The organism is Bartonella sp. AD328YNZD, assembly GCF_042196425.1.
Genome location: NZ_JBHIQG010000536.1, coordinates 1 through 1,152, shown reverse-complemented (window position 1 = coordinate 1,152; position 1,152 = coordinate 1). Strand labels below are relative to the sequence as shown.

Sequence of the window (1,152 nt, the reverse complement as noted above, 5' to 3'; positions counted from 1 at the left end):
CAGCCCCCAAATCAAGCGCAACAGGAACCTGATTTGCGTAGTTGACATTAGCCATGATACGAATTCTTTGACCATCTGTCGTTTGCGCTGGTAATCTACACGCACTTATTTCACTGACACGTTTTTGCGCAACAGTATCAATATGCCTTTGAGCATCTTCAACGTCTTCAAGCGTAGGATCAAGGTAAATAAACCCGTTATCGCCATCAATAATAGCCTGAATATCAGACTGAATTGCTAAAATATCATCACCTGCAGCAACAACCATTGGAATACCAAGAGTACGCGCCAAAATAGCTGTATGAGATAACGGACCTCCCCATGCTGTTGCTAATCCTTTTACCCTTGTACAATCAAGTTGTGCTACATCAGAAGGAGAAAGGTCATTTGTAACCAGAATTACACCATGTGGAATATCATTTAAAAAGAACGATCTATAGGATGGATTGATTTCACCTAAAACACGTCGACCAACATCAACTAAATTAACAGCACGTGCTGCTAACAAAGGATTATCTACCTTAAAAAACATATCTGAAAATTGATGAACCGCTCTATCCCAAGACCAAGCGACACCATGACCTTCCGCTATAAAACGACAAGCTTGAGCTATTAAATTTTCATCTTCAAGCAAAACCATTTGCGCAGAAAAAATCGCAGCAGAATCTGCTCCCATACGCACTGTAATATCAGAAATCACAGATGCCATTTTATGTTTTGTTTTTGTAAGAGCATTTTCAAGACATGCTGCACCAGCTGCAAAATCAATTGGCTGATCTATTATGGAAATATCATTTTGCTTTAAAACAAAAATCTTACCAAATGCTAATCCTGAACTCGCTCCAACACCAGAAATGCCTTTTTGCATAGAGCGTGGATACCAACCATGAAAAGCCTTTGTTTGAGATTCCATTGCTCTCATCAGACATTTTTCGCTAATACTCACTTTTTTTGCAATAGCAATGGCATCATTGAGAAGTTGTGCTCCTTCTGCAGCATCTGTAGAAAAAATCAGAACATCACCGTTTTTTGCTCCTAATTGCAATAAACCAACTAAATTTTTCATTTCAACGGTATATTGACCATGGCGAACTCTGATAGAGCTTTGAGCCTTTTTCGCAAAATCAACCCAAAGAGAAGCTGGTCGTGCAT

At 39.2% G+C, this 1,152-nt stretch carries 1 protein-coding gene; it reads right to left on the bottom strand.

Translation table 11 applies throughout. The features are described 5' to 3' along the window. On the bottom strand, positions 1-1,152 hold a 1,152-nt coding region (locus tag ACFIO3_RS13455), incomplete at both ends, for a PEP-utilizing enzyme (protein ID WP_375704625.1).